This window comes from Paracoccus sp. PAMC 22219 (assembly GCF_000787695.1).
Lineage (GTDB): Bacteria > Pseudomonadota > Alphaproteobacteria > Rhodobacterales > Rhodobacteraceae > Paracoccus.
The window spans coordinates 1-20,245 of the sequence record NZ_BBPH01000108.1 but is presented as its reverse complement, the minus strand read 5'-3'; the positions used below and the strand labels follow the sequence as shown (position 1 = coordinate 20,245).

Here is a 20,245-nt window from a genome sequence, read left to right as displayed (position 1 = left end):
CTCATCGCAATTGATCAGACCGCAATGCGCTACGGCGGTCACGTCGCCCTGCGCAAAGCCGGAATGTCAGTCATGGAATGGCGGCATTTCTACCGTGCCAATATTGAAATCGAGAGTGCTTACAACCCTCGGGCGCGGAGCCATGTCGGGGCTATCGGCCTCGGCCAGCTGATGCCAGCCACCGCCGCAACGCTCGGCGTGAACCCCCATGATATGCACCAGAACCTCGATGGTTCTGCACGATACCTGCTCCTTCTTCTTGATCGGTTCGGATCAATGGAGCTGGCACTGGCTGGTTATAACGCTGGCCCTGAAGCTGTCGCGCGCCACGGGGGCATTCCGCCCTACCGCGAAACCCAAGGCCACGTCCGCAAGGTGATGGCCGTCTTTTCCCGATTGAACGGAGACATCCTATGACCAAATCAATGCCGGTTTCGGCACTCAACCTGCTGCTCTTTGCCTTGCTGGCTGTCGGCCTTTTCATGCTGATGACCGAGCCTGCAATGGCCCAGGGGCAGATCAACCTCAGTCCGATTACGAACATTCTGACCGGAATTGCCGACACCCTTACCGGGCCGCTTGGCCGGGCCATGGCAACGCTGGCCGTGATCGGCATCGGCGCGGCTTGGCTGATGGGCTACGTCGATTTCCGCACTGTCGTCTATGTCGTCGCGGGCATCGCCATCGTCGCCGGCGCCAGCGTCATCGTGAACGCGATGTGGGGCACTCAGTAATCTCATGGTTAAACGGTCCCCGCTGTTCCTCGGCCTCATTCGCCCAGCCCGCATTATGGGTCTTCCGATGTTCTATGCCGTGATCTGGATGGTGGGGTCCGTCCTGGCTTTCGTGTGGGTCCAGAGTTTCTGGACCCTCACATTCACGGCCCTGTCCTATCCGGCCCTTTGGATCGCTGCCGAATGGGACCCGCATTTTTTCGATGTGGTCACGGTCGTAAGCAAAAAAACCCGCCGAACCAAAAACCGCGATCAATGGGGTGCTGATAGCTATGAACCGTAATCTTCGGATTGGGCCTGCTGCCCTTGATGCCCTGCCCGCATGGGCCAGCCGGGAACAATCGGTGGCTTCCATGCTGCCTTATGTCTCGCTGATCGACGACCTGACCATCCGCACCAGGGGCAATGAGCTGTTCCAGTGTATCCGCGTCTCCGGGCTGAACAGCCTGACCGTCGCCGATGAAAAGCTGGACCGGATGAAGGAAATTTTCGCCAGCATCATCGCCCAGACCGGCGACAAGTTTGCCTATACCTTCCACAAGGTATCGCGCCGCATCGACACGGCCCTTCCGCCCGTCGCGGATGATGGGCTTGCGGCCCAGATCGACCGGCGTTGGCAGGCCCATATGAGCCGCGCCAACCTGCGCGAACACACCATCACCATCACCGTCATCAAGCGTCCTGATGTGCTGTCGAAGATCCCGTTCTCGCAGCGCCAGTCTCAGGAAGCTCTGGCCCGGCAGATCGACGGCCAGGTGGGCCAGCTGCAAGAGGTCGTGGAATTTCTCTGCTCGGCTTTGTCAGGCATGAACCCGCAAGTGCTGACCGCATCCAGCGGTCAACTGCTTGGCTTTCTCGAAAGCATCAATACCGGGATCGAGGTTCCGACATTTCACACGTCGCTGGACCGGACCATTGCGGAAACCGTCAGCAACACACGCGTCACCTTCAAGGGCGATAAGATTTATCTGACCGGAGGCAGCCTGCCGGATCGGGTGGGCATGATCTACTCGATCAAGGAGTTTCCGCGCGAGTCCTTCGTGACCATGTTCGATGAACTGGACCTGCCCGTCGATATGGTGGTGTCGAACTACTACGTTCCGGTCAACAGCGGCATCATGGAAGAGCGGATCGCGCGGGAACTGCGCCGCCGCGCCGCGATCAACGACAAGGCCGCCAACCTAATCGAGGCAGTGCAACAGGCGCAAAACCGTCTGGCTTCCGGTGAGATTTCTTTCGGACAGCATCAGATGGCGGTCGCCGTCTATGCTGACAGCGAAGCGGAGTTGGCAAAGATCAGCTCGATGATCCGCAACATCGCCGTAGGCGCGGGCGTCAAGATGATCGCGCAGGGCTATACGGCCCGCACCGTCTATTTCGGCCAGCATCCCTGCAACCGTGCTTTCCGCATCCGCGAAGGCGCGATCACCAATGAACAGTTTGCCGACTTCGCGGCGCTGCATCGTGCTGCGATGGGCAAGAGCGGTGAAAATGTGCCTTGGGCCACTCCGATTACGTGGTTTCCGACAATTTCGCGCAGTGCCTACCGCTTCAACTTCCATGAAGAAGGCGATCCGAAAAAGGAACCAAGCAACGGTCACACGCTGGTCCTTGGCCGCATGGGGTCGGGCAAATCCGTGCAGGCGGCATTCCTGGCTGCACAAGCGCAACGTGTCGGTGCGCGGGTCTTTGTCTTCGACTATCGCCGGGGCATGGAAATGGCCGTGCGCGCCTTGGGCGGCCGGTATTCCGAACTGAAGGCTGGCGAACGCACGGGCCTCAATCCTCTCTGGATCGAAACGGACACGTCCGGGCAAGAATGGCTGAGCGACTGGCTCATTCACCTGATGGAAACCGGCCATAGCCAGCTCCAGCCGGAACAGTCCCGCGCGGTGCGCAATGCCGTGCGCCAGAACGCAGAGGCGCGAAACCCCAACCTGCGGACTTGGACGCAGTTTGCACAGCTGGTCGGCTCCACCCATGACGGGGGCGCGCTGGCGGATCGGCTGAACGAGTGGACAGAGGGAAACCGCTTCGGTTGGATCTTCGGTCGCGAGGTCGAGGATAACTTTTCGCTGGACGGACAGTTTGTCGGCTTTGACCTGACGGACATTCTGGACAGCGAAAACCAGAAAGCCCGCATGGCGGTCCTGTCTTACATCTTCCGGCGCATCGAGCGGCAGATCGAGGACAAGCGCCCCACGATCATCATCATTGATGAAGCGTGGAAGGCGCTGGACAACACCTACTTTGCGGGCCGCATCGAAAACTGGCTGGTCACGGCGCGCAAGCAGAACACGGTCGTCGTGATGATGACGCAGTTTGCGCATCAGCTGAACGCGACTGCTCATGGACGAACCCTGCTCCAGGCGCTGCCCACGAAGATGCTGCTGCCAAACAAGGAAGCCGGTGCAGAGGACTATGCCGGGCTTGGACTGAACCAGAAAGAGCTGGAAATCCTCATGGGCGTGAATCCCGGTTCGCGGATCGCCCTGCTGCGGTCGGATGACGGCTCGCATGTCATCGACACCGACCTTTCGGCCCTTGGCCCGCTCCTGACCATCCTCGGCGGCATGAAAGCCGGTGAGGCACTGGTTGGCGCGGACTACCGGACTCGCCCTGATTTTTGGAAAGGATTTGAAAATGCGTAAGCATGCCCTCTGCGCCATTTTGGCGTCCCTGACTCTGTCTGCCTGCGCTGGCACCCAATCGAAGCCGGTCAGCAGCAAGTGCTTCAATGCGCGTGGCGATCTGACCTGCGAACTTCGACCCTTGGAAGAACTGTGGGGCGAAGCGCGACAGGACGCCGTGCGCCAGGTGGGCGTCTACGAGGGCGCAGTTGAGGACGGTCCTTATGCGCAACGATGACCCTCGCTCATTGCCCGCAAAAGGCCCGCGCGAGACGTCAAGGATCGAGCAAGGGACTGCGGGCAGCCTGCGGGTGGCTCTGGCGGCCCCTGCTCTTGCCCTGATGCTGTCCAGCACGGCGATGGCGCAGGGTGTGCCGGTTGTCGATCCGGCTAAGAATGCCCGCGAGGCTGAAATCACCCTCCGGCTTGAAGCGGACCTCGTTTTGCAACGGCAGAAGGCTGAGGAAGGCCGCAAGCGCGTTGAAGCCGAACAGGAGCAGGTCGAGGCGCTGGAGGCAGTCACCGAAGGAATGACCCTGCCCGATAATGGGGCCGGGGCCGAGGAAACGGTTCGGGGCCTTGAGGAAGGCTTCGCTCCATCCGCGGAAGTCTATGCCACCGACAACAGCGCCGCTGCGGACAGGCTATTCAGCGGCGAGCGTGAGAACGTCGAACAGATCATCATCCGGGCGGCGCAGGACACACACCATATGCAGCGCGCCGGGTTGTCGCTGATCCAGTGGCGGTGTTGGTTGCAGGCTCTCATCTGGCAGGAAAGCCGCTTCAACCCGCATGCTCAATCGCCTGTCGGGGCTTACGGTCTGACCCAGATTATGCCTGCAACTGCGGGTGATTTGGGTATCAGAAACACCTATCGCAGTGACCCCTATGTCCAAGCTGAAGGTGGCGCGCGCTATCTTGCACAGCGGTTAAACGAATTTGACGGCGACATGATCTTGGCGCTTGCCGCCTATAACGCCGGGGCGGGCAATGTTCGCAGATATGGCGGCGTGCCGCCTTTTACGGAAACCCAGAACTACGTCCAGATCATCCCGACCAAGTATCGGGAATACATGGCGGCGCTTGGCGCTGCCGACCAGATCGGCAGCATCGAGGCCACCTACATGGCGAATGCCGACCGGGCGATGATCGGCGGGGCCACGGCGGAATATGCCGATGAAGCCGGGCAGGACATGGGGCTGGCGATGGCCCGCCTTGAAGAAGCTATGTCCCGTCTTGGGGATACCACCAACGCAGCAGAAGCGATGGCCCTGAACAGCTATGTGCGCGCCGAATTTGTGCGCCTTCTGGTCATCAGGACGCGCCTCGTCGCCGCCCGCTCCAAGCCGATGACGGCTGAGCAAATAGCGGCTGCATCGGCCTTCGCGCAGGAACGCGCATTCATGAATTTTGAAGGGGGATTGTAAGATGCGGATTGCATTCAAAGGATTGATCGTCGGCGCGGGTCTGTGCCTGTCTGTGGCACTGCCCGCGCCGGTTACGGCGCAGGGCGTGCCGACCGTCGATACCCAGTCCATCGCACAGCAGATCACGCAGATCAGGCGGATGCTGGAAGATTACGGCATCCAGAGCGACATGCTGGACCAATTCATCGAGCAACTGGCCGAATTGCAATCGCAGACAAATGAGCTGCAACAGATCTATGCCGTCCTGACAGGGAATGCCGACATTCAGGGCCTTCTCATGGGTGATGGGCTGGATACTGTTCTCGATCCGAAAATGACTAGCATCCTGCAAGCCGCCAACTCTGCATCCTCCGGCGACTGGTCGGGCCTGTCGTCGGGCTACCGTGAGCAAATTCAGGCAGCAGCGCAGTCCACGATGATCGGGGCGGGCCTCGATCCGGCACGGGTCGAAGACATGGGCCGGGATGGCACCGTGGCGGAAAAACGCGCCGCCAACCAAGCCACGACCGGCGCGATGGTGGCGGCCTCGGCCGACACTGCGCAGCGCGAGTCTGCGGTCAGCCTCCAGCGCCTTGACCGTCTGGTGGAGGAAATTCCGCAGCAGACCGGCATCAAGGAGGCCATCGACCTGAACACCCGGATGATGGGTGAGGCCGTCAGCGAGCTGATCAAGAACAACCAGCTTCTCGCCATCCAGAGCTATGGGATGGGCATGTCGGACGTGTCGCAGGCCAGTGCCTGGGCGCAAGAGCAGCAGATGCTCGATTTCACCCTGCCGAATTTGCAGTGAGGTCACCGATGTTCAATCGCAAAAACAATAAGGCGCAAGCCGCAGCCGTCGCCTCCCGGAGTGTCAGTGAGACAGAGGAAGAGCTGATCTACGGCGAGCGCCGTCGCGGTGCCTTTTGGCAGAAATTCGGGGTCGCGGGATGGGGCTTCGGTGCCATCGGTTGCATCATGGCGGCGGTGATCGCGGCCAGCCATGAGACGCCCGCCCCGGTCCTGGTGCCGTTCGATCCGTCTAGCGGCATGGCGCTGCCGATGGTGAACCTGCAAACCATCTCTGTCAGCAACCGCGATGCTGTCGTGCAGTCGTTGGTCCACGCCTATGTGCGCGACCGGGAAACCTACAGCATGCTCGACAATGACCTTCGGGTACGCTCGGTGCTGGCCCGGTCGTCGGGGGCGGCGCTGCAATCCATGCGCAGCCTCTGGTCGTCGGAAAACCCGGACTATCCACAACGTAAATACGGGCCGAATGCGCGTATGGATGTGGAGGTCCTTTCGGTCACGCAGATCACCAATGATCGGGCCCAAGTCCGGCTGCGCAAGCGGCTGCAGGATAATGATGGGGAAACCCAAGGGCTGTTCACGGCGACACTGGCCTTTCGCTACGACACCACTGAGGCCCGTTCGCTTGAGGATGTCTGGACCAACCCGTTCGGCTTCTCGGTCTACGAATACGCAATCACATCTGACAGGTTGGAGGTCCAATAATGCGGGGCATTCGTTTCGCCATTGCCATGTGCGCGGCCAGCATGGGGGCGTCGAGCGCCTTAGCCGAAGTGACCCCTCGGGCGGGCAATCTCGATGCCCGTGTCCGCTATGCCCAATGGGTCGATGGACAGGTCTACCGCGTCCAGACGCAGGTAGGCCGGGTTACTTCCGTGGAGTTCGGCCCGGATGAACAGATCACGTCCGTGGTTGCGGGCGATACCGTCAGCTTCAACTTCGATGCGGTGCCGGGTGGCAGCGCCTTCGTGATGAAACCCACAACTAGCGGCGCCGCCACGAACATCAACGTCTATACCAACAAGCGGCAATACTACTTCGAGGTTTCCGAGTCTGCCTCGGCGCAGTTCTCCGTGGTGCGCTTCACCTACCCGCGCGGCTCGGGCAGCGCCACGCCCGCCAACCGCCAAGTCGCCCGTGGTCCGCTGAATTACGACTACGGCGGCAGCATCGTGAACGGCACCACCCCAACGCTGGTCTGGGACGATGGGACCTTCACCTACTTCAAGTTCCGCAGCACGGGTGAAATGCCCGCGATCTTCAAGGTCACGGCAGGGCAGGAAATCACGGTCAATTCCCAGACAATGCCCGATGGCGTGGTCCGCGTGACCGGCATTAACCCGTTCTGGATGCTGCGCTTGGGAACGGTTGAATCGACCGTGGGGATGATGAAAGCCGTGAGGTTGGTGCAATGAGCGATCAAGAGACTATTGACCTGCGCGAGCGCCTGGCCGGATTGGAAAAATCTGACCCTAAGGCACCCAAGAAAGCCCGACCTGCGGCGAATGCAGCCAAGATGGCCGGATTACTCTGTGGCGCCGCAGTTCTGGCCGGGCTGGTCTATGTCTATTCGCAGCCCGAAGGCGAAGCGGATCTGGGGGTCCGCGAAGCGCGCGAGTTCCAGACCGAGGGCAGCGGCTTTGGCGATCTTGAAAATCGCCCGCGCCCTGCCCCCGAACCTGAACCTGTCGAAGTCGCCGCGCCGGAAACCAGTGTTGCGCCCGTCAGGGACAATTCTGAAGTGGTTGATCTGATCCGCGGCCTGCAAGACCAAATTGACCGACTGTCCGAGGCCCCGGCCGAGGACGCCCAAGGTGAGCCGGTCGTGGATACTGCCGCACTTGACCAGATGCGCGGCGAGTTGGACCAGCTACGCGATGAAGCAGAAGCGCGAGAACGGGAGTTGCGCGATCAGCTGAGCAGCCGTGATCTGCAAATTGCCGGGCTGAACAATGACCTGGACATGATGCGGCTGCAAAGCGGCCAGAGTGTCATGCCGGGCGGCGCAGGCAGCTCACTGACACGTGGCAATCCCGCTGCCGATGAGGCGTCCCAATTGGAACAGACACGGTTGCAGTCCTCCATGGTCGCCTTGGGCGGCGGCGGCAGTGCCGCAGCCGGCGCCGCTGCCGATGCGACAGGTTTCGGAGACGGGGCGGCTGCGCAGCAGGCGGCGCGTCTCAGCAGTGATGCGCAGTTTGTGCGTGATGCAGGGCGTCCGGTTCAGGTCCAGCGCGCGGAAATAATTGTGAACCCGTCCAACACCGTCACGCAGGGGACGATGATCAAGGCGGTGCTGGAAACAGCTATAGACTCCACGCTTCAAGGTCCGATCCGGGGCCTCGTGACAACCGATGTGGTGGCCTATGATGGATCGCGCATCCTGATCCCGCGCGGGTCGCGTCTGATCGGCAGCTACTCGGCTGACGTGGATACCGGCCAGAACAGGCTTCTGGTGGCTTGGGAACGTATCATCATGCCCGACAACCAGTCGGTACAGATCAGCTCCTTCGGTGGCGACGCCTTGGGCCGTTCCGGCACCACCGGCAAGGTCAACAATCACTTCTTCCGTAGGCTTGGGGCGGCGGCTCTGATTTCTACAATCAGCGCCATCCCCTCGGCCTTGCAAGACGACAGCGGCGACGGGGGTGTGACCATTTCCACGGGCGGCTCCAACGATCCGGCAACCGGTGTGTCCAATGCCGTCAGCGGCGCAACAGAGGCTGCCATCGGCAAGTATGTCTCGATGCCACCGACCATCACAGTCAACCAAGGCACCCGGATAACCGTCATGGTGGACCGCGATCTGGAGATTTTCTGATCATGAACGACATGACCCATGGCAGCTATCTGGATGAAGCCTTGGCACGCATCGGGGCTGTCATCGACAGTCCCGCCTTGGTGGAAATTGCCATCAATCCGGACGGTCGCATCTGGTCACTGGAACACGGCGACCCGGCGATGAAGCTGGAAACCCGCGCACCGATGAACCAACAGGAAGTCACGGACCTGGGGCGCCGCATCGCCAGCGCGGGCAAGCTGACCCTTGGCCGGGATGCGCCGATCATCTCGACCTCCGTAGATTACCGGGGCCGTCCGATCCGCGCGCAAGTGGTGGCGGAGCCTGCGGTGCTGTCTGGCGCGGCAATCTCAATGCGCTTCTTCTCGTCCCTGCCCCTCGACAAGATCCGGGTAAAATATCTGCACGGTCAGCAATACTCGGTGGACCAGGCCCGCGCGGACACCAAGCGGGAACTGAAAAAACTGGCAGCCTCCGGCGATATTGACGCGGCTATGGCGTTCATCGTCGGCCACAAAATGAATGCCCTAATCGCCGGTGCCACCGACAGCGGCAAGACGGTTTTTGCTCGAAAAATGCTGTCCTATGTGAGCGACAGCGAACGGATGATCACCATTGAAGATGCATCCGAACTGGTGCCGACGCAGCCAAACGTGGTGACGCTGATTGCGGATCGGGACAGCCGGACAAGGACGCCGGACATTCTGCTCACCTCCTGTCTGCGGATGCGGCCTGACCGGCTGATCGTGGGTGAGGTTCGCGGCAAGGAGGCCATGACCTTCATTGAAGCCATCAACACCGGCCACGGCGGGTCAATGACGACGATCCATGCCGAAACCCCAAAGCTGGCTTTGTCGAAGCTCGCCATCATGGCGCTGAAGTCGGAACTGCCGCTGACATATGCAGACACGCTGCGCTACATCGCCAGCTCGATCGATGTGGTGATTCAAACCGGCCGCGCCGGCGGCGACCGAGGCGTGCTGGAGTTTTTTATTCCTGATATTGGCGACAACGGAGAACACGAAAATGCTTGATCGAAAAACCCTTGTGATCGGTGCGGCATCGCTTGCCATTGGCGTGGCGATCAGTGGTGTCTTCCTTGGGAATGAGCCTGAAGATGAGACAGCTTCTGCCATCCAGGCAGAGCGGGATTTCATGGACTTTACCATGCCCGACCTGTCGCAGGCAGACGAACCCCGCGCCAACGCTGAAACTGTCACTGAACGAAATGCTGAACCGCCAGTGTCAAAGGCAGAGCGGGATTTCATGGATTTCACCATGCCCGACCTTTCCAAGCCTACAGAGGATGAAAACCCAACTCTTGATGGCTGTATAAAACCGCCCCGCCCACAATGGGTTATAGATCGAACACCGCAGGAAGCAGTCAATGCGAAACTGCTAAGGTCTATCTATGACAGAAATCGCCACCAAAGCATTATCGATACAAAATCATGCCCATGTGAAATTGAATACCCATCATGGGATGATTCAGATGCTCAATACAGGGAAATTGCAGAGGAAAAAGATCGCGGAGAAATACAAGAGATAGGCGGTGACATAGCCCGCGAAGCGGCACAAATTCAGAGGCTTTCCCGAGATATTTGCCGCGAATGGCAGGGTCGCTGATATGCCGATTGTAGAACCGATTGTGTCCTCTGCTGAGAGCTTCCTTGTAAATGCTGCAAGATCGACATTTCTAGGACTTGTAGAGGCATCCGGTACGCTCGTCGGTTACATGGCTGTCCTGGCGGTAGCCCTCGTAGGCATCAACATGATGGTGCAGCTGCGGCCTATGGCATGGGTTCAATGTACATCGCTAATGATCAAGCTGGCCCTTATCGGCATCTTCGCTTGGAACTGGAACCAGTTTTGGGCCGTCGCCGATGGCATCCTGCGCGCTATCGAGGCTACAGCTGGCGGCATTCTCGCCTCTAGTGGGAATGGATTGGGCGGCTCAACCATCAACGATGGATTTGCAAGTTCAATAGATCGCCTGATGGACGACTTCACAGTTGCTGCGACAAGTATAGCTGAAGACATGGGCGGGTATTTCACGTCCGCCATTGTTTCCGGCATCTGCATCCTGCTCATTGGATTCATTTCAGCAGTCTCAGCCCTACTTATCCTCTTCCCCAAAGTGGTCATAACTGTCCTACTTGGCTTGGCCCCTATCGTCATTGCCATGACCCTCTTTGAGGTAACCAAGGGATTCTTCGAACGATGGCTCTCAGCCTGTATCAGCTGGTCCCTTTATCCTCTCTTCATCGCTTCCATCTTCTCGATCATGATTTCCATGGGAACCGATATGATCGAAAGGATCGGAACTGATGGTTATACGAGCATCGGGGCATTCATCCCTTTCATTGTTCTAATGATACTTATTCTGCTGTGCATGGCGCTTCTCCCTATGCTTGTCACAACCGTATCCGGCAATATTGCAATGACTGGTGTTATCGCAACAGCCAGCAAGTTTGTGGGCCAAGGTAAAAGTGTTCAAAACCTTGGAAAAGGGGTTGCTGCAAATACCGCAGCCTTGGCAAGAACGCCGGGACAGACACAGCGGGGAGAAAACGCATTAGGACGCACCGCGCAGACATTTGCTTCCCACCCCTCTGTTTTTCAGGCAACGACAGGGGTTGCAGAGTCCATAAACAGAATGCAGGATAAAGCCCGCACTCTTGGAAAATAAGGATCGCATAAGCGATGGTCATAAGGGCAGCCTAAAGGATGCCCTTATACTCAATAAGGAATCACGATGAATATTGAACTTGATACTATGTCGCTAAAAGAGCTTCGCGATCTTCACAAGGCTGTCGGTCGCCAGATCGACGGATTTGAGGCAAAGAAAAAAGAACAGGCCATGGCGGCAGCACAGCAAGCGGCAGAGGAACACGGGTTCTCGCTTAAGGAGCTGCTTTCCGGGGGAAAGGCGGCCAAGGCAACCGTCGCGCCCAAGTATGCCAATCCTGAAGATAAATCTGAGACTTGGACAGGCCGGGGGCGTCAGCCCCGTTGGGTAAAAGGTCATCTGGACGCTGATGGTAGCATCGATGATCTAATGATCAAGTAACGCTCTACGATTTAAGAAAAATGGGCGGCCATTGGCCGCCCATTTTATTATTCCGCAGCTTCCATCGCTACGCCGTTATCATCTTCAGCTTTAACAGCATCCACTTTGGCGCGGGCAGCCAGTAGCGCCTGAACCTTTTCGTCGTCCGTGACGATTTCAGTTTGCTGGACCTCGCTATTACTCAGTTCGCGCTTCCGGCGCATGACGAACGCTGCCTTGCCTGGTTCTTTCTCAACCACTACGGGCTTTTGGTTCTTCCCCTCAGACTGCGGTTCACCAACGGTAAGTTTGGCTTTTTTAGGGTCTTCCGGGGCTTTGAAAACCATAGACGGCAGTGCTGCCTTGACCCTGCTTCTTTTGGCAACTTCCTGGACCTTGTTCGTCAGGGCCTCCAGCTGGTGGGTGGTTCGGACCAGATCGCCTCGTAGATCACGAATTGCCGCATCTTTCGGATCAGGGGCCGGTAACTGCCCCTTCTGAGAAAGGAAAATGGGCTTCAGTATTCTGTCGTCAAAATACTTAATCCGACGCGCCTTGATTGGGTGCTGACCATTGGCGAGGATGATCACCGTGTCCTCATGCAACCTGCCAGCTTCGTCCTCGGTCAAAAGATCGCGGTCCTCGCTCCGTTCGGAAATATTGACCCCTGCAAAGGGCCCTTTACCGATGGTCTTGGACTTTGACGTAACGCGATGCGTGGTCTTGCCGACCGCAGCGGACAGTTCCGACTTGGTGCGCTGCTCGGATGGCGCAAGGTAGATCTTCACCCCTGCCCCGCCTTGCAACGACAGTCGGGTGTCCTCACCATAGATCTTGTCCAATGCCGGAATGGTCTGGGTGACGATCGCCAGATGCCCGCCATAGGCCCGCAAGGTCTTAATGCTGTCTGTCACGCTCGGCATGCGGCCAAGCATGTCAAACTCGTCTAGCATGATCATCACCGGCCACGGCTCTTCTTCGCCGGGCAGATGGCTATGTAGGCTGGACAGCAGGTCAGAGAAGAACAGCCGCACAAGCGGCGCAACTGCCCTGATCTTGTCATGCGGCGGTGCCACAAAATACGCGGTCTGCGGCGTGCGGCGGAAATCATGAAAACTGAAATCGCTCGTCTCTGTCGCACGGTCGATTGCGGGGTTGGACCACAGGCTGAGGCCCGAAGTCATCAAGAGCGACAGGTAGGACGTCAGGGTGCGGTCATTGGTCGAGGCAAGCCGCTCAAACATCAGACGCGCGGCAGGGCTTTGCACCTTGTCAGCATAGGACAGATACTGCTTCTGCTTGTCGCCCCCTGCCGATGCCAGACGGTAAATCTCGCCCAGGGTCGGAGTGCCCCGCTCAATCGCGAAGATGCCACAAGCCACGAACAGGTCAATACCACCGTCCAGTAGGCCCTTAGCACTATCGTCTTCGGTTTGCAGAAACAGTTCTGCCAAAAGACGAATCTCCATCTGCCGTTGATCTGCGTTCGGCAGTGCGTTGATCCGGTCTAGGGGATTATAACGATGGCTCGGTTTATCCCAATCCAGCGGAGCGAAGCGCCAGATTTTATCCCCCATCGACCGGCGATGGCGGCTGGTCAGTTCGAAGTTTTCGCCTTTGACGTCTAGGACAACCGCACTGCCCTGAAACAGCAGCAGGTTTGGAATTACAAAGCTGATGCCTTTACCTGCACCGGTCGGGGCCACCAACAGGCAATGTGGGAAAGACGCAGAACACAGGAATTTCCCCCTGCCCTTTGGCGATCCAAGTTTCCCAACCACAAAACCGCGTCCCGGTTCTTTGAAAAACTTGTTGGCTTTCAACTCGCGGCGGCTTTGCCAATGGGCACGACCAAACGTGGTCAATCCCTCCGTCAGAACCTTTGCCGAAAAAAGAAGTGACAAGACAATAAACCCGCCCCAGATCAGATTAAGAATCTGGAAGGCTTGCGGGTCGTTATTCTTGATTGCGAAGTAACCGGTCGCAATCCAGGTCCAGTCCAAATACTGGCCGTTAAAACCGTATCGGAACGACAGAAATCCGGTTCCGATGACATAGGCAAACCCTGTTGCAACCAATGCGAACAGAAGGACGCCACCAAGGAGACGCAGCTTATTCATGGCCGCCTCCTTCATGGCCGCGTTCCTGGCGAACGCGTTCACGCTCGGCGGTCAGTTCGTCGCTCACACGCTCGATGCCCTGCTGTGCAGTCGGATCACTGCTGGCGCGCAGATAATCCCGCGCCAAGGTCAACTGGTCCTCTCGATCCCCGACGCCGCGCAGAACCGCCGCATCGCCGTTCTTCAATGCTGCCAATTCCTCGCGGGTCAGCGACCGCTCGATGGCCTCGCGCAGCTTACGTTCGTCTTCGGCACCGACAGGGTTTGCGTAGCGTGCCAGTTCGGCGTGATCAGTGCCTGCGCCATCGCGCGACCCGATGGACGTGACGGGCGCCCTCTCCTGCGCATCGGCCTCGCGGATGCGCTCGATCTGGGCGGCAGCATCATGGCCCGGCTCGGACGTCTCGATTGCCGCACCGCGCTGTGCAGCCGCGCGCTGATAGATAGCGTCATCGACGCCATAGTCTGCCGCTACCCGGTCATAGGCCGTATCAACGACCGCGATTGCCTGCTGCAACTGCGCGTCGTCGCGCAGATCAAGCCCACGTAGATCAGCGACAGCCTGCAAATCCTGCTGGACCCACCGGGATTCCAGCGCCGCGGAATTGGCTGCCACCCGCATCCGGGCCTCGACCTCGACCGGATCAATGCCGGTCCCGTCTAAGGCTGCACTCAGTTTGTCGCGGCCTTCCAGCGCAAAGCGGGTGTTCACCTCTTGGACGTTATGCGCGGAATAGATGCCTTCCTCGCTTGCCGCCTCGCTCAGATCGCGCGACCGGGTGCCAAGCGGTTGCATATGCTCGACCGAGGACAGCGCCTCGGACAGCTTGCGTTCCATCGCCGGGCGCTGGTTCGGAGCCGCGTCAGCAATCCGCACCTCCGCATCATCGACAGCACGCCGCAGGCCGTCGGCAGCTTTGTCAAAGTCGTCTTGAACTGACATGTAAGGTTCTCCCTTGGATACAATGACGCCGCCCTGGGACAGGACGGCTGATGCCTTCTCAAATGCGGTAGAAAGATCCTGCAAATTCGCTTGCGAGGCGTAGCTCGCAAGGTCGCGGTAGCGCAGGGACCAATCGCGGACCTCCTCGGTGGCACGGCTAAGCGCGTCACCGGTCCGAGGCTTGCCCGAAGGGGCCTCGAAGGCAGTGCCTGTCGTCACTGCCTTTTCTTTTGCCCGCAGCCACTCGCCATCGGTGGGGGGGTAATTGATATGCCCGCGCTGCAAACGCGTGGTGGCCTCAAGCTGGATGCCATAGCGCGCGGCATGATCCACCATCGCCTCTTTGAAGGCTTGATATGTGTATTCGGTGCCCTGACGGAGGGTGAAATAATCCCCCGACTCCCTGCCCCGCCGATTGACGATGATATGGGCGTGCGGGTTCTTGTTCGGACTGTCGGTGTGGACGGCGATCATGTAGTCGAACCGCCCACCCAGCTTCTCCTTGCAGATTTCACCGGCAATCAAGCTGACATGCGTGGGCTTGGCCCCGCGCGGAAACGACATGACCATGTGGCTTGTCCGGGCCGCGTTCATCTGGCCCCGCCAGTCGTCGGTCCAGCGTGACACGGCACGCTCGATCTGCTCCGGCGTCAGGCGCTTCTCACCGTCCAAAAGACCGCGTGAATCATGCACATCCACGCTCTTGCTGAACAGGTAGTTGAACTGCGACGACAGCTGTCCCTTCGAGGCACAGCCACCCGTGCGGATCATTTTGAAAAAGGCTGGTGATGCCCCCTGCGCAGCGCGTGCCATGTGCCGGGCACCGGACAGCTGACGACCGCCCTTGATCTTGTCCCAACCGTCCTCGAACAGTTTTGTGGAAACACCGGCAACGGCATTAGTCCGTCCCATCATCCACCCCCTTCATCCCAGCCACAAAGCGGCGGAACGTCTCTGAGGCGCGCTTGCCTTCCATCTCGCGGACCTGGGTGGACACACCGTCGATATGGTCCAGAAGATCGCTGAGAACCTGCTGCTGCGGCTTGGTCAGCTTCAGCTTGTCGCCCCGCCGAACCTCGTAGTTCTTGGTAGCGACCAACTGATTCACGTTCCGACCGATGGCAGAAAGCTCCCGCGCCACGTCGCGCAGGGCATCGGCCAAGTCAGGATCAGGCTCTAGAAATGCGGAAGGAACACGACACACGCGGCGCAAAGCATCGGCTCGGCTCTTCAAACCAAGCCGTCCCGTTACAGCATCGAAGGTCCTAAGCGTGTTCCAATCGACAGTGAAGGAGACATTGGCGGTGCCGACATTCGCCCCCTCGGCCTTCTCATGAAAGCTCCTGATAGCTCGGTAAATGGTCGGACGGGTCACGCCATAGGTCTTCGCCAGAACCGTCACAGGCACCCCTGAACGGACTGAAGCGACGATCTTTTTCTCGTCGGCGGAGGTGAGCTTTTTCGATCCAGATGCCATGGGCAGATGTGTAAAACTTACAATTGCATTTCTTGCCAATCAGTCACGCTACCCTCGCCTAAAAGACGAAGACTGTCAAGGATTTCGGCTTTTAGGCGAGGGTAGAGTTCAATTCGCCTGGACTGAGGGTGCAGCGAAGCATGCACCCGAAGAACAGCCGCAGAGGCCCTCAGCGCGTCGCTGAGGGCGAAAGTCACCCATCTGACGGGGAGTGACTGCGGAAACCGCCCTTTGCGCCCCTAGCGGCCCTTCCAGGGCCGCTGCGATGACTTGCGAAGCCTTCTCCCATTGCGCAGATCGGAAATTCAGCGCCGGAAAGCCCTTAAATGACGCCCCATCGCGGCAGCTCGCAGACAGTCGGCGCAGACAATCTCCGCAGACATTTCTTAAAGACGTATGCCAACGCACTAAATTTAGACAAAGATAGAAGACATCGGCGAATGACACGCAGACGCGACAATAAGACAAGCCATGCAGACACTACATGCAGACACTACATGCAGGCACAACATACAGACCAGACATACAGACAAGACATGAAGACACTTCATGCAAACACGACTAGCAGACCAGACATGAAGACCTGACATGCAGACACTACAAGCAGACATGACATGCAGACATGACAGGAAGACCAGATACGCAGACAAGACACACTGACCAGACAAATAGACACGGCATGCAGACAATACGCGTTGACCAGACATTGTGGCCGGGCATACTGACCCAATGGATGGCTGGATCAAACAGCGTTACCGGCATTTGGCGTTAGACAAGCGGCCCGGTCTGAATGGAGTTACCGAATGGCAATAGTAATTAGCATGATGAGTAAAAAAGGAGGTGCGGGAAAATCAACAATGACGAAGTTGATGGCCTCCGCATTCCTTTTTACTGGCAAAAAATGCCTTCTCATAGACATGGATGAAAGCGATGACTCGGTAGAATGGTGGCAAACAGGCGTTCAAAACAATCTCACGGACGAAAAGCTGATAGCGCGCCGTGCAGAAACTGGCGACGAGCTTTTTGAGATCATCAATAAATATGAGCCAGAAGTTGATTTCATCATCATCGACACAAAAGGGGAGGGCGTCGATTATGCTGTAGAATTGGCGAGTGTGTCAGACGTTCTTCTAGTTCCTTGCATGAACGCCAGAGGTGACAGAAAGCGAGCTTCAGAAACTTTATCTTGGTACAATGACCTAAAGGAGCGTTCCGAAAATCCTAGTGCGCTTCCGGCATTGCATATCGTTCTAGCCAGAGTGCAACCGGGCCTTTTCACCCATGTTAGAGGGAACCCGAAACCGGACAAAATCGGCGAACGCGAGTTTGAACGGCATTATGAAATCATAGACCAGTTCAACCCGCTCTACACGATGGTTCCTGAGAAGGCGCAATATCGGGAAATGGATGAACAGGGTGTCTTGGGGGCTATCATTGAAAAAATGAGGACAAGCCCTGATCCGAAGGATCGCGTCAGGGTTACGCATTGGGAAGTTGCAATGTCCCATGCGATTACCCTGATCAACAATGTCTTCAGCGGGCGGAAAATGAGGCAAGAAGATGGCGCGTGAGTTGATCAAGACTACCCGAGAAGATGCGACAGGGTTTCACAAACCTAAGAAGCCTGCGCGGGAATCGATTCTCAAACCGCTCGATGAAAGCGCGGTCAATGCCTTCGCGCAAAAGCGGCAGCGCATTGCGGAAACACCTCCTGCAAAAAGTAAGGTGCAACCTGAGGAACCTGCGCCCACCGATGCACCTAAAGCCCTGGCATCAGAAGAAAGCATCACGCCTTCGCCTCGCATGGATGCTGATACGGCACGCAACGCTGACCTGGGGCAGGTAGCAAGCAAAAATACACCGGCTGAAATATCGGATGAGCTTGTCGATCTGGTCGTGCCGCCTCGTGACAAGGTGTCCAAAGCCCTGCCTGTGACGCTTCGTCTGAGGGTTCTGAAAAGGCACGTTGCACCATTGGTGAAGCTACAATCTGCCGGGCTTGAAGTCGAAGACATCATGAAAGCCGCTCTTAGCCGTCTACCCGCTATCAAGTTTGAGCCACGATATGTCGCCCAAGTGGCCGAACCATCCGGGACCGGAGGATGGGGGTATCGCCTCAATACTCGGATCAAGCCTGAAACCCTCCAAGCAATCCAAGCGCAGGTCCGCGGCGGTGCAACAGCGCCTCGCTCAAAGCTACTATTAGGCCAAGTTGAAGCCTTGTGGTTTTCCAGCCTCGATCAGACCATCAAGGATTTTTCAAAATGACCTATCGCATTTCCAGCGCCGTAATGGCCCTTTGCACTCTTGCAGCGCCAGCATTCGCTTGGGACGAAACTACCGACTTTCGCGGGCTTCACATCTATACTGTATCATCTGACGGGATAGCCTTGACCGCTGTCTGCGACCCTGACGGTGCATTCATCCCACCTACAAATCATCTGCAGGTTGAGGTTCAGGGTCAGCCGCTGGAAGGCCCGTATAGTCTCAAGTCTGAGGCTCATACATTTACCGGCACGATGATCGCCGGTGCGGCAATCTCTCGTGACGAAACTGAGTGGGACGATGTTATTGCCGTACTGCAGGGCGGGTCGACAATTGAGCTGACTGCTTCCGATGAGACATACAAGATAGACACAGGATCACCTTTGCCTGTGGCATGCGGCGCGAACGTCTGAAAACCGCATCTGAGCCGGATTTGTCCACCCGTGGCCCATCTTGCGGCCACGGGCTTGCAGACCGCGAACGGAACGGCCCCCATAGAGCGAAGGGACGTGAGTGGGCTGTGGTCAAATCCATCCTGTAAAGCGGCACCTTTCCCCACGCACCCGCGGCGGCGCAGCTGCCGCCCAAAGCCGCCTTCAGGCGGCGTCTGCGTGAAACGCACCAGGATCATGTGGCGCGGCTTGCCGCGCTGCGATGTAAGGCGAAGCCTCGGGCGGCGGGCTGGCGGCGAAGCTGCCAGCCCGCCCGCCAGACATTCTCCCTGCGCGCCAGGACAGAGGGGCAGGGCAGGGGGGTCAACAGACCCCCACAAACCTTTCACCACCCCGGCTGTCGATTTCATAGATCAAAACGGGCGATCCGATCCGGGCGGCGCGGCGTCTGCCGCGCCGCTCCGCTTCGGCAAAGGTGGCGCACGGGATGGGCAGGTCGTCCGGGTCGTCGCGGATTTCGTAGGTCACAGCGCGATCCCCGGTTTCACGTTTCCATCCCGGTCCAGCCAACCGCGCGCTTCCGCACAACCGATGCAGATGCAGGTTCCGGCTCCCCCGACCGTGACAGGGGCCAGATAGACCGGGGGCTTGGTCGTGCCGCATTTGCGGCACGACAGGTCGGGCAGGGGGCCGCTCACGCGGCCGCCCTTTCTTCTTCGACGTGCTGGCGCTTGGTCAGCAGGTCGGCGGCTTTCTGGGCCTCGCTGGCGGCTTTGAAGATCAGGCGCTTGTCGTCGTTCAAGGCGCGCAGCCAGCTTTTCAGATAAGCCCCGGATTGGGCAAAGTCGGGGGTCAGGCCAAGCTGCGCGCAGACCATGCAGTTGCCGATTTCAGCAATCAGTTCCTCGAACGCATAAGCCTTGCGATCTGTAAAACGGGAAAAGCGGTCAAGGCGGGTGCTGTGTCCGGTCCAGTGGCAAGCCTCATGGGCCAGCGTCCCATAATAGCCTGCCGCATCGTGAAAGGTGGCAATCGGCGGCATGTGGATATGGTCGGCGGCGGGGTCGTAGTAGGCTTGCGGTTCGCCGCTGGTGCGAATTTCGGCCCCGGTCGCCGCAAAGAAAGCGTCAAGCGCCGGGTCGGCCTCGGTCCCAAGGTCACGCGCGGCCTCGGCGGGGGTGCCATAGTATTCCGGGGCCAGCCCCTCGATCTGCTCGGCGTTAAACACGCTGTAAGATTTCAGATAGGGCAGGCGGCGTTCCTCGCCGGTGTCTTTGTCCTCTCGGTCAAAAGTCCCGTATTTTACAACCGTGGCGCACCGCTCTCCCTTGCGAACGTTTCCGCCCGCCTCTTGGGCTTGGCGATAGGTGAACCAGAACGGGGCGCGATAGCCCTTGGCGTCTGCAGCCAGCCACAACATCAGGACGTTAATGCCGGAATAGGGTTCGCCGTTGCTGCGCAGCGGGAACGGCGCGCCGCCCTTCTCGCCCGTCCAAGGCTTGCGCCATGCGGGGGTGCCGGACTCGATGCTGGCAATGATGCTGTCGGTGACGTGCTGGTAGAGGTCGAACGATTTAGCCATTTGGCTTTCCTTTCTTTGCGACGATCCCGCCCGG

At 58.5% G+C, this 20,245-nt stretch carries 23 protein-coding genes; 17 read left to right on the top strand and 6 right to left on the bottom strand.

Annotation, left to right across the window (positions count from 1 at the left end; genetic code table 11):
• From TY51_RS12650 to TY51_RS12590, 14 genes are all read left to right on the top strand, one after another.
• The coding region (locus tag TY51_RS12650) for a lytic transglycosylase domain-containing protein (protein ID WP_042250072.1) at positions 1-417 on the top strand (417 nt) is incomplete at its 5' end.
• Entirely contained in the window at positions 414-734 is a 321-nt protein-coding gene (locus TY51_RS12645; RefSeq protein WP_231559042.1) for a TrbC/VirB2 family protein, read from the top strand. The genes TY51_RS12650 and TY51_RS12645, both read left to right, overlap by 4 nt.
• A gap of 4 nt (positions 735-738) precedes the next feature.
• Positions 739-1,017 carry a type IV secretion system protein VirB3 gene (locus TY51_RS12640; RefSeq protein ID WP_042250064.1) on the top strand — a complete coding sequence of 93 codons (279 nt, stop codon included), beginning with the start codon at positions 739-741 and terminating at the stop codon, positions 1,015-1,017.
• Positions 1,007-3,385 carry an ATP-binding protein gene (locus tag TY51_RS12635; protein ID WP_042250063.1) on the top strand — a complete coding sequence of 793 codons (2,379 nt, stop codon included), beginning with the start codon at positions 1,007-1,009 and terminating at the stop codon, positions 3,383-3,385. Before TY51_RS12640 ends, TY51_RS12635 begins: the two co-directional genes overlap by 11 nt.
• A complete protein-coding gene (locus tag TY51_RS12630) occupies positions 3,378-3,602 on the top strand; it encodes a hypothetical protein (RefSeq protein WP_042250062.1) in 225 nt (74 codons plus the stop codon). Before TY51_RS12635 ends, TY51_RS12630 begins: the two co-directional genes overlap by 8 nt.
• Positions 3,589-4,791: a transglycosylase SLT domain-containing protein gene (locus tag TY51_RS12625; RefSeq protein ID WP_156118018.1), complete on the top strand. Its 1,203-nt coding sequence runs from the start codon at positions 3,589-3,591 to the stop codon at positions 4,789-4,791. The genes TY51_RS12630 and TY51_RS12625 overlap by 14 nt, the downstream gene beginning before the upstream one ends.
• 1 nt (position 4,792) lies before the next feature.
• Complete coding sequence (locus TY51_RS12620; RefSeq protein WP_042250061.1) at positions 4,793-5,581, top strand: type IV secretion system protein; 789 nt, start codon at positions 4,793-4,795, stop codon at positions 5,579-5,581.
• Positions 5,582-5,589: 8 nt separating this feature from the next.
• Positions 5,590-6,288 carry a virB8 family protein gene (locus TY51_RS12615; protein ID WP_081994984.1) on the top strand — a complete coding sequence of 233 codons (699 nt, stop codon included), beginning with the start codon at positions 5,590-5,592 and terminating at the stop codon, positions 6,286-6,288.
• A complete protein-coding gene (locus TY51_RS12610; protein ID WP_042250060.1) occupies positions 6,288-6,998 on the top strand; it encodes a TrbG/VirB9 family P-type conjugative transfer protein in 711 nt (236 codons plus the stop codon). Before TY51_RS12615 ends, TY51_RS12610 begins: the two co-directional genes overlap by 1 nt.
• Positions 6,995-8,404, top strand: coding sequence for a TrbI/VirB10 family protein (locus tag TY51_RS12605; RefSeq protein WP_042250059.1), 1,410 nt, complete (start codon positions 6,995-6,997; stop codon positions 8,402-8,404). Before TY51_RS12610 ends, TY51_RS12605 begins: the two co-directional genes overlap by 4 nt.
• Positions 8,405-8,406: 2 nt before the next feature.
• A complete protein-coding gene (locus TY51_RS12600; protein ID WP_369799451.1) occupies positions 8,407-9,417 on the top strand; it encodes an ATPase, T2SS/T4P/T4SS family in 1,011 nt (336 codons plus the stop codon).
• Positions 9,410-10,009 (top strand): hypothetical protein, encoded by a 600-nt coding sequence (locus TY51_RS21985; protein ID WP_156118017.1) that lies wholly within the window; start codon positions 9,410-9,412, stop codon positions 10,007-10,009. Before TY51_RS12600 ends, TY51_RS21985 begins: the two co-directional genes overlap by 8 nt.
• 1 nt (position 10,010) lies before the next feature.
• Positions 10,011-11,072, top strand: a complete 1,062-nt coding sequence (locus TY51_RS12595; protein WP_081994983.1) for a type IV secretion system protein — start codon at positions 10,011-10,013, stop codon at positions 11,070-11,072.
• 66 nt (positions 11,073-11,138) lie between these two features.
• Complete coding sequence (locus TY51_RS12590) at positions 11,139-11,453, top strand: H-NS family nucleoid-associated regulatory protein (RefSeq protein ID WP_042250057.1); 315 nt, start codon at positions 11,139-11,141, stop codon at positions 11,451-11,453.
• Positions 11,454-11,500: 47 nt separating this feature from the next.
• Here the strand turns inward: TY51_RS12590 and TY51_RS12585 are convergent, their stop codons facing one another.
• Genes TY51_RS12585 through TY51_RS20375 form a run of 3 tightly spaced genes read right to left on the bottom strand, consistent with a single transcriptional unit; the run spans position 11,501 to position 15,972 of the window.
• Positions 11,501-13,567, bottom strand: coding sequence for a type IV secretory system conjugative DNA transfer family protein (locus TY51_RS12585; RefSeq protein ID WP_052650151.1), 2,067 nt, complete (start codon positions 13,565-13,567; stop codon positions 11,501-11,503).
• Complete coding sequence (locus TY51_RS12580) at positions 13,545-15,410, bottom strand: relaxase/mobilization nuclease domain-containing protein (RefSeq protein WP_081994981.1); 1,866 nt, start codon at positions 15,408-15,410, stop codon at positions 13,545-13,547. Before TY51_RS12580 ends, TY51_RS12585 begins: the two co-directional genes overlap by 23 nt.
• A complete protein-coding gene (locus TY51_RS20375; protein WP_156118016.1) occupies positions 15,394-15,972 on the bottom strand; it encodes a hypothetical protein in 579 nt (192 codons plus the stop codon). The genes TY51_RS12580 and TY51_RS20375 overlap by 17 nt, the downstream gene beginning before the upstream one ends.
• Positions 15,973-16,775: 803 nt before the next feature.
• Between TY51_RS20375 and TY51_RS12570 the strand changes: the two genes are divergently transcribed.
• The 3 genes from TY51_RS12570 to TY51_RS21975 are packed head-to-tail and all read left to right on the top strand — an operon-like array spanning position 16,776 to position 18,650.
• Positions 16,776-17,543: a ParA family protein gene (locus TY51_RS12570; RefSeq protein ID WP_081994979.1), complete on the top strand. Its 768-nt coding sequence runs from the start codon at positions 16,776-16,778 to the stop codon at positions 17,541-17,543.
• Complete coding sequence (locus tag TY51_RS21980; RefSeq protein WP_157020525.1) at positions 17,533-18,240, top strand: hypothetical protein; 708 nt, start codon at positions 17,533-17,535, stop codon at positions 18,238-18,240. The genes TY51_RS12570 and TY51_RS21980 overlap by 11 nt, the downstream gene beginning before the upstream one ends.
• Positions 18,237-18,650, top strand: coding sequence for a hypothetical protein (locus TY51_RS21975; protein ID WP_156118014.1), 414 nt, complete (start codon positions 18,237-18,239; stop codon positions 18,648-18,650). Before TY51_RS21980 ends, TY51_RS21975 begins: the two co-directional genes overlap by 4 nt.
• A 342-nt stretch (positions 18,651-18,992) precedes the next feature.
• On the opposite strand, the gene TY51_RS21970 is transcribed toward TY51_RS21975, so the two are convergent.
• The 3 genes from TY51_RS21970 to TY51_RS12565 are packed head-to-tail and all read right to left on the bottom strand — an operon-like array spanning position 18,993 to position 20,211.
• Positions 18,993-19,157 (bottom strand): hypothetical protein, encoded by a 165-nt coding sequence (locus tag TY51_RS21970; RefSeq protein ID WP_156118013.1) that lies wholly within the window; start codon positions 19,155-19,157, stop codon positions 18,993-18,995.
• Entirely contained in the window at positions 19,154-19,327 is a 174-nt protein-coding gene (locus tag TY51_RS21965; RefSeq protein WP_156118012.1) for a hypothetical protein, read from the bottom strand. The genes TY51_RS21970 and TY51_RS21965 overlap by 4 nt, the downstream gene beginning before the upstream one ends.
• Positions 19,324-20,211 (bottom strand): ArdC family protein, encoded by an 888-nt coding sequence (locus TY51_RS12565; protein WP_042250055.1) that lies wholly within the window; start codon positions 20,209-20,211, stop codon positions 19,324-19,326. Before TY51_RS12565 ends, TY51_RS21965 begins: the two co-directional genes overlap by 4 nt.
• Positions 20,212-20,245: the final 34 nt, after the last annotated feature.

Excerpts from the sequence above, each read along its gene's own strand:
- TY51_RS12645 (WP_231559042.1), top strand. The coding sequence starts at position 414 with ATGACCAAATCAATGCCGGTTTCGGCACTCAACCTGCTGCTCTTTGCC.
- TY51_RS12640 (WP_042250064.1), top strand. The coding sequence starts at position 739 with ATGGTTAAACGGTCCCCGCTGTTCCTCGGCCTCATTCGCCCAGCCCGC.
- TY51_RS12635 (WP_042250063.1), top strand. The coding sequence starts at position 1,007 with ATGAACCGTAATCTTCGGATTGGGCCTGCTGCCCTTGATGCCCTGCCC.
- TY51_RS12630 (WP_042250062.1), top strand. The coding sequence starts at position 3,378 with ATGCGTAAGCATGCCCTCTGCGCCATTTTGGCGTCCCTGACTCTGTCT.
- TY51_RS12625 (WP_156118018.1), top strand. The coding sequence starts at position 3,589 with ATGCGCAACGATGACCCTCGCTCATTGCCCGCAAAAGGCCCGCGCGAG.
- TY51_RS12620 (WP_042250061.1), top strand. The coding sequence starts at position 4,793 with ATGCGGATTGCATTCAAAGGATTGATCGTCGGCGCGGGTCTGTGCCTG.
- TY51_RS12615 (WP_081994984.1), top strand. The coding sequence starts at position 5,590 with ATGTTCAATCGCAAAAACAATAAGGCGCAAGCCGCAGCCGTCGCCTCC.
- TY51_RS12610 (WP_042250060.1), top strand. The coding sequence starts at position 6,288 with ATGCGGGGCATTCGTTTCGCCATTGCCATGTGCGCGGCCAGCATGGGG.
- TY51_RS12605 (WP_042250059.1), top strand. The coding sequence starts at position 6,995 with ATGAGCGATCAAGAGACTATTGACCTGCGCGAGCGCCTGGCCGGATTG.
- TY51_RS12600 (WP_369799451.1), top strand. The coding sequence starts at position 8,407 with ATGAACGACATGACCCATGGCAGCTATCTGGATGAAGCCTTGGCACGC.
- TY51_RS21985 (WP_156118017.1), top strand. The coding sequence starts at position 9,410 with ATGCTTGATCGAAAAACCCTTGTGATCGGTGCGGCATCGCTTGCCATT.
- TY51_RS12595 (WP_081994983.1), top strand. The coding sequence starts at position 10,011 with ATGCCGATTGTAGAACCGATTGTGTCCTCTGCTGAGAGCTTCCTTGTA.
- TY51_RS12590 (WP_042250057.1), top strand. The coding sequence starts at position 11,139 with ATGAATATTGAACTTGATACTATGTCGCTAAAAGAGCTTCGCGATCTT.
- TY51_RS12585 (WP_052650151.1), bottom strand. The coding sequence starts at position 13,567 with ATGAAGGAGGCGGCCATGAATAAGCTGCGTCTCCTTGGTGGCGTCCTT.
- TY51_RS12580 (WP_081994981.1), bottom strand. The coding sequence starts at position 15,410 with ATGATGGGACGGACTAATGCCGTTGCCGGTGTTTCCACAAAACTGTTC.
- TY51_RS20375 (WP_156118016.1), bottom strand. The coding sequence starts at position 15,972 with ATGGCATCTGGATCGAAAAAGCTCACCTCCGCCGACGAGAAAAAGATC.
- TY51_RS12570 (WP_081994979.1), top strand. The coding sequence starts at position 16,776 with ATGGCAATAGTAATTAGCATGATGAGTAAAAAAGGAGGTGCGGGAAAA.
- TY51_RS21980 (WP_157020525.1), top strand. The coding sequence starts at position 17,533 with ATGGCGCGTGAGTTGATCAAGACTACCCGAGAAGATGCGACAGGGTTT.
- TY51_RS21975 (WP_156118014.1), top strand. The coding sequence starts at position 18,237 with ATGACCTATCGCATTTCCAGCGCCGTAATGGCCCTTTGCACTCTTGCA.
- TY51_RS12565 (WP_042250055.1), bottom strand. The coding sequence starts at position 20,211 with ATGGCTAAATCGTTCGACCTCTACCAGCACGTCACCGACAGCATCATT.